Below are 6,615 nucleotides of genomic sequence, written 5' to 3'. Positions count from 1 at the left end.
GCAGTACCTGTATTACCGCGCGGGGGCTTCATGACCGTACTGGTCGGTATTACGACATTCGGTCCGCGGCCGTCGAAACGCTACGAACTGCCGCGTGGCTATGTGCAGGCGGTGACCCGCGCCGGAGGCATTCCGGTCGGGTTGCCGGCGCAGCGCAAGCCGCAGCCGGAGGTCGTCAAGCGCCTGGACGCGCTCATTCTGATCGGCGGCGAAGACATGGACCCCACGTTGATGGGCGACATGCCGCAGCGGCCGTTCTTTCGTCTCAGCCCCGAGCGCGACCGCGCCGAACTGGCGCTGGCCCGCGCGGCCATCGACAGTGGCCTGCCGACGCTGGGCATCTGCCGCGGCATGCAGGTGCTCAATGTCGTGCTGGGTGGCCGGCTGCACTTGCACCTTCCGGAGGTTTACGGCGAGGAGCAGGCACATGTGCTGCCGGAGTGGGGCACCATCCCGCACGAGGTGCACCTGACCGGCAGCAGTCGTCTGTCCGTATGGTTGGGCACCGAATACGTGTCGGCGGCCTGCTCCTGTCATCATCAGGCCGTTTCCTCACTCGGCCAGGGGCTGGCCGGAGTCGGCTGGGCGCCGGACGGCGTGCTCGAAGCCTTCGAGCACGAGACCCACCCGTTTCTGGTCGGGGTGCAATGGCATCCCGAACTGAATGCCGCCAACGACCCGCTCCAGCAGCGTCTGTTCGACGTGCTCGTGCAGCAGGCCGAAGCGTTGCGTGCGCGGCCCGCCGTTGCGATGTGACCGAGTTTCCAAGTTTTTACCAAGGGGGAATGCATGGACTGGAAGAACGCCTATCGTTCGCTGTATTACGCGGATGCCGAGATTCCCGATCTCGATCTGGACCCCGCGCGTACCGCGCTGCTGGTGATCGACATTCAGAACACATATTTCGACCGTCCTATGCGGCGTGAGGACGTACCCGAGGCCGATCTGGCCGAATGGGAACGCTGGCAGCCCTTCGACCGCCGCATGAAGGAGGTTGTGCTGCCGACCGTCAAACGTTTGCAGGAGCGCTTCCGTGCGCAGGGGCGCGACGTCTTCCACGCGCGCATCGCCTGTCTGACGGAAGACGGCCGTGACCGTTCGCTGAGTCAGCGTCGGCCGGGATTCAATAACATCATGCTGCCCAAAGACGAATTCGCTTCGCAGATCGCCCCGGAAGTGGCGCCTTCGCCGGGCGAGGTCGTCGTCACCAAGACCACCGATTCGGCATTGACCGGCACCAATCTGCGTCTGGCGCTGCACAACATGGGCATCTACCATGTCGTCGTCGCGGGCATTTTCACCGATCAGTGCGTTGCCTCGACGGTGCGCAGCTTGGCCGACGAAAGCTTCGACGTGGTGCTGATCGAGGACGGCTGCGCCGCGATCAGTCAGGAACTGCACGAGCACGAACTGACCATCATTAACAATATCTACTGTCAGGTGGTATCGGCAGACGATGTACTGGGAATACTGGGGTGGTAGAAGGAACCGTATCGCTTGGCAGTCGACCTGGAAAGATTATCGTTTGCTATTGCGAGACCTGGTTTTGAGACATCTGCCTCTGATTTAAAGTGTAGTTCGAAAGCGTGTAGTGGATTGGCAGCGATTCACAACAGATTCTCCTACCTATTTGATCCGCGCTCTCACAACAGCCAAAGAAAATAAAAATGATCGAGTTTCTATATTACCGGTGTCCTTGTTAACAACGGGCTTATTGGTCGTGTCACCTGGTCCCGACCTGCTGCTTATTCAACATGCCCGTCGACGGAGGGTTTTATTGAACCAATACCCCGTTGAAGGGCGAGAATGGGGGACGGCGAAAGAATAGGGTCATCTGAATGTCCATATCGGGGTAAGGTTGTTGAAGATATGAATCTGCGCACCTTGGAAACATTCGTTGCCGTCGCCAAGTACTTGAACGTCACTCACGCGGCGGCGCAGATTCACCGTGCCCAGTCGAGTGTGTCGGAGCAGATCCAATCTCTTGAGGCGGATTTTGGCGTAGCGCTTTTCGATCGTTCCGGACGTAAATTGTCGCTGACGTCAGCTGGGGTGTGCCTGCTGGAATACGCGCTTGAGATGCTTGCGCTCGCCGATGAGGCTCGAGGAGCTGTGAAGGATGCTGTCGGTCTGGTCGATGGCTCGCTCTCGGTTGGAGGGTTGGAAACCCTGTGCGCGAAGCGGTTGGTGGCGCCTGTCGCAAAGTTCTGCAGGCAATTTCCAAAGGCGGAAGTTCGGCTTGAATCGAGCGGTAGTGAAAACCTGCGCAATGAAGTGAAATCGGGCCGGCTCGACGTGGGTTTCATGTTCGGTCCCGCTCCAGACGACCCTGAGCTTGATGGCGAGGCGTTGACGGCTGAACCGCTAGTCATCATCGTTCCGACGAACCATCGATTTGCCGGGAGTGATGCACTTACCGCAGCCGAGTTCGCCGATGAACCTTTTCTCGTTACCGAAGTGGGTTGCGTCTATCGGCGAATGTTCGATGAGGTTTTTCCCGCATCCGCGAAGGTTCGTCCGTCTATCGTCGGTGAGTTCTCGAGCATTGCGGCGATCAGGGGTATGGTCGAGGTGGGGCATGGCTGTGCACTGGTCCCGCGAGTCGCCGTGGCCGATGCCGTAGCCGACGGTAAAGTGGGCGCATGTTCGTGGAATGATGGCGTGGTTTCCACTCCGTTGAGTGTGATCTGGCGCCGAAGGCGTATACAGGCCCGCATACTGCGCGAGTTTCTTGCAACGACGCGTGAGAACCTCAGGGACTGAGCCGGACACGAATGTCTGATTGTCGTTACGCTGCTGCCGATACCCGCGGTAGTGAGGGGTAGGGAGGGACCCGCTGATGCGTGGTACGCGCGCGAGTAGCACTCAACGCGGTGATCGCACGCGTACCACGCATCAGCGGGTCCTTATGCGCGGCACTTCAGATGAGGCGCTGTCCACCGTCGACGTGAAACACGGTGCCCGTTACGAAGCCGTTGTGCATTAGCGCATCTATGGCATGAGCGATATCCGCGGGTTGTCCGATTCGAGCGACAGGTAGTCGTTTGGCCATACTGTCTAGCGCAGCGTCCTTGCCGTCGCCTGCAACAGCGTCCCAGATTGGTGTGTCGACCCAGCCCGGAGAAACGACGTTGACTCGGATCGGCGCCAATTCTATCGCCAGTGCATACGCCAGCGATTCAAGCGCTCCGTTGACGGCGGCGACAACGGTTCCTTTTGCGGCCGGACGATAGGCCGCGATGCCGGAAGTGAATGTGATGGAACCGCCGTGGCTCAGGCTTGGAGCGCCGTGTTTGGCGAGCAGAAGCGGTCCGATCACTTTTGAGTCCATCACCTTACGGGCGGTTCGAGTATCCATTTCCGACAGGGGGACATAGACACCCGTGATGTCGGCGGCGGTCGAAACAATGTGGTGAAGCGGCCCCGTTTCCCGAAAAAGGCTCTCAACCTCGTCCTCGCAGGTTATATCGGTTGATAGAGTGTGAAGTTTTGTATCCCCTCTGAGGTGCTGTTTTGCTTGGGATAGTTTTTTCTCGGAGCGGCCTACGATGGTGATTTCAGAGCCCCGTGCCAGCAATCGTTCGGCGAGGGCCAAACCCATGCCGGAACTGCCGCCGACGATGAGAACGTGTTCCTGCGTATTTTCTCTTTCCATGCTTTCAAAATCTCCCGTGTGATTTGCGCGACTGGGGTAGTTGTCGCTTGCCTCGCATTCTTTCCTGCGTAAGCGCTGCGGGGGAAACGGGAAATTACGAATCTTTCTATCGGTTTTGGCGATGTTTTATCGGTAGTCACAGGATGGGCGATGGTCAAGTGCCTTATCAGTGCCGTGAGAATCATCAAAGGATTAACCCGCAGGGCAGGCAACATGCGGCCGCCTGCCCTAATCAGTTACGCCGCTTCCGCGCAACGTTCGGTTCTGGCTGCCGGCCGCCCGTGCTTGAGCGTCACCAACTCCTCGGCGCTGCTCGGGTGGATCGCCACCGTGCGGTCGAAGTCCGCCTTGGTGGCTCCCATCTTCAGCGCTACGGCGAAGCCCTGCAACATCTCGTCCGCGCCTTCGCCGATGATGTGGATGCCGACCACGCGCTGTTCGGGTCCGACGCAGACCAACTTCATCGCCGAGGGTAAACCGTGCTCGACCAGTGCGTAGCGCATCGGCGTGAACGCGGTCTCGTACACGGTCACGCCGTTGCCATGCACTTCGACCGCGCGCGCCTCGCTTAGGCCCACGCTGCCGATCGGCGGGTGCGCGAAGACCACGGTGGGGATGTCGTCGTAGTCCATGGCGGCATCGGGCTGTTCCCCGAAGGTGCGCTCGGCCAGGCGGCGGCCGGCGGCGACGGCGACCGGGGTCAGCGGGCTGCGGCCGGTGACGTCGCCGATGGCGTAGACGCCGGGTACGTTGGTGCGCTGCTGCGCATCGGCCGGCACGATGCCGTTGGGCTGCACGGCGACGCCGGCCGCTTCCAGGCCGAGTTCGCGGGTGTTGGCGGCGCGGCCGACGGCCCAGATGACGGTGTCGAAGCCGACCAGTGTTTCGCCCTGCGCGGAGCGCACGCGGATGCTGTCCGTATCGCGTTCGAGCGCGGCGACCTGGAAGGGCAGGTGCAGTGAGACGCTCTGCGTACGCATGGCCGCGACCAGCGTGTCGCCGATCAGCGGATCGAAGGCCTCTAGCAGGCGCGACTCCATGCCGATCACGGCGACTTCGGAGCCGAGCGCCCGCAGCACGCCGGCCAGTTCGACGCCGATGTGGCCGCCACCGATCACGGCAACGCGGTGCGGCTGTTCGCGCAGGGCGAAGAAATCGTCCGACGTGATGCCGAGTTCGGCACCGGGCACGCGCGGTACCAGCGGCTGCCCGCCGGTGGAGATGACGGTGTGCAGCGCGGTGTAGGTCTGCCCGTCGACCTCGATGCGGTGCGGGTCTTCGAAACGCCCGTAGCCGCGGATGACGTCGATGCCGAGTTCGCGGGCGTAGTCGGTCCAGTAGTCGTTGATGTCGGCCACAAAGCGGTCGCGTGACTCGGCGAGCTGCACCCAGTCGACGCCGCCGAATTCGGCGCGCACGCCGTAGCCGGTCGCGTCGTGCACCGCGTGGGCGATGTTCGCCGCGTACCACATGATTTTCTTCGGCACGCAGCCGCGGTTGACGCAGGTGCCGCCGAGCTTGTTTGGCTCGACAATAGCGACGCGGCGACCGAGTTGTGCGGCGCGCTCGGCGACGGCCAGACCGCCGCCGCCGCCGCCAAGGGCGATGAGGTCGTAATGCGTGTTCATGCGGTGTCCCTCCGATTGAAACGGCTGCGAGGCGATGATGCTGCGTTGGAAACCGGCTCGGAATGCTCATGTACACTCCGCTTCCTAGCCGGTTTCCGCCTTGCCTGATCGCCCCTCGCGCGTTTCAAGGTGAAGTGTCAGGCGGCCTTGCGCTGCGCGCGGCCTTCGATCCAGGCTGCGATGGCGTCCGAGTCGCCGACCAGCTCGCCGTTGACGAACATCTGCGGCACGGTGTCGTGGCCGACGGCGGCGCGCACCGCGCGCACGGTCACTTCGCGGTTCAGCGTGATTTCCTCGAACGTGTAGCCGTAGTCGTTCAGCATGCCCTTGGCGCGGGCGCAGAACGGGCAGCCGGGCTTGGTGAAGATCACGATGTCGTCGGGTTTGACGGCCTGCGGGTTGATGTAGTCCAGCATGGTGTCCGCATCGCTGACCTCGAAGGGGTCGCCCGGTACCTGCGGCTCGACGAACATCTTCTCGATTACGCCGTCGCGCACCAGCATGGAGTAGCGCCAGGAGCGCTTGCCGAAGCCCAGGTCGTTCTTGTCCACCAGCATGCCCATCGCTTCGGTGAACTCGCCGTTGCCGTCGGGGATGAAAGTGATGTTCTCGGCGTTCTGGTTCTTGCGCCATTCGTTCATGACGAAGGCGTCATTGACCGAGACGCAGACGATCTCGTCAATGCCGTTGGCGCGCAGCGCATCGGCCAGCTCGTTGAAGCGCGGCACGTGGGTGGACGAGCAAGTCGGGGTGAAGGCGCCGGGCAGCGAGAACACCACCACGTTGCGCCCGGTGAAGATGTCGTCGGAATTCATGTCCGCCCAGTCGTTGTTGTGGCGGGTCTTGAATATGACATTGGGAGTGCGCTGGCCTTCGCGAGAATCGAACATTGAGTCTCTCCTTGGTTTGATGTCGGTGAATCCGTGTGAAGTCTTTGCCGCGTCGCTTGCCTGCGCAGTGGGTACATGAGCAGGTTAAGGGTGTGTCTTTGATTTATTAAATTGATTGTTAAAAAAATAATAATAGTAATTTTTAATTGATTTTGGTTGTAGACTTCAGGCCTCTATGCAGTCCGTGCGCGGGCAGACGGAAGGGATGGGAGAGTTCGTGATGTGGGGGCGGATGAATGATGCGGCAGGAAACGCGTGATCGCGTAAAGCTTTGGGTCAAGCGCTTTGGTTGGACAGCGTTGGCCTTCTATACCGTCAAGGGCCTGTTTTGGCTGTTGGTCGGCCTGGGCGCCTGGACGGCGCTCAAGTGAGAGGACCTATCTGGGCGCGAGCGGGTCAGTCGTCGGCGCGGAATCTTCGATTCCGGTGAAGAACTGGCAAC

The 6,615-nt window shown here is 61.1% G+C and carries 7 protein-coding genes; 4 read left to right on the top strand and 3 right to left on the bottom strand.

The window, feature by feature from the left end; genetic code table 11:
* The 3 genes from P8014_RS20050 to P8014_RS20040 all read left to right on the top strand — a co-directional run.
* On the top strand, positions 1-756 hold a 756-nt coding region (locus P8014_RS20050; protein WP_337819107.1), incomplete at its 5' end, for a gamma-glutamyl-gamma-aminobutyrate hydrolase family protein.
* Positions 757-789: 33 nt separating this feature from the next.
* Positions 790-1,482, top strand: coding sequence for a cysteine hydrolase family protein (locus tag P8014_RS20045; protein WP_337819106.1), 693 nt, complete (start codon positions 790-792; stop codon positions 1,480-1,482).
* A gap of 387 nt (positions 1,483-1,869) precedes the next feature.
* Positions 1,870-2,763, top strand: a complete 894-nt coding sequence (locus tag P8014_RS20040; RefSeq protein ID WP_337819105.1) for a LysR family transcriptional regulator — start codon at positions 1,870-1,872, stop codon at positions 2,761-2,763.
* A gap of 157 nt (positions 2,764-2,920) precedes the next feature.
* Here P8014_RS20040 and P8014_RS20035 read toward each other — a convergent pair whose 3' ends face one another.
* From P8014_RS20035 to P8014_RS20025, 3 genes are all read right to left on the bottom strand, one after another.
* Entirely contained in the window at positions 2,921-3,655 is a 735-nt protein-coding gene (locus P8014_RS20035; protein ID WP_337819104.1) for an SDR family oxidoreductase, read from the bottom strand.
* Positions 3,656-3,891: 236 nt separating this feature from the next.
* Complete coding sequence (gorA, locus tag P8014_RS20030; RefSeq protein WP_337819103.1) at positions 3,892-5,283, bottom strand: glutathione-disulfide reductase; 1,392 nt, start codon at positions 5,281-5,283, stop codon at positions 3,892-3,894.
* 137 nt (positions 5,284-5,420) lie between these two features.
* Entirely contained in the window at positions 5,421-6,173 is a 753-nt protein-coding gene (locus P8014_RS20025; protein WP_337819102.1) for a glutathione peroxidase, read from the bottom strand.
* Positions 6,174-6,409: 236 nt separating this feature from the next.
* Between P8014_RS20025 and P8014_RS20020 the strand changes: the two genes are divergently transcribed.
* Positions 6,410-6,544: a hypothetical protein gene (locus P8014_RS20020; protein ID WP_337819101.1), complete on the top strand. Its 135-nt coding sequence runs from the start codon at positions 6,410-6,412 to the stop codon at positions 6,542-6,544.
* Positions 6,545-6,615 lie beyond the last annotated feature (71 nt).

The sequence above is a fragment of the Acidihalobacter sp. genome, assembly GCF_037381185.1.
GTDB lineage: Bacteria > Pseudomonadota > Gammaproteobacteria > DSM-5130 > Acidihalobacteraceae > Acidihalobacter_A.
The sequence above is the reverse complement of the archived record's forward strand: the minus strand, read 5'-3'. Positions and strand labels throughout refer to the sequence as shown.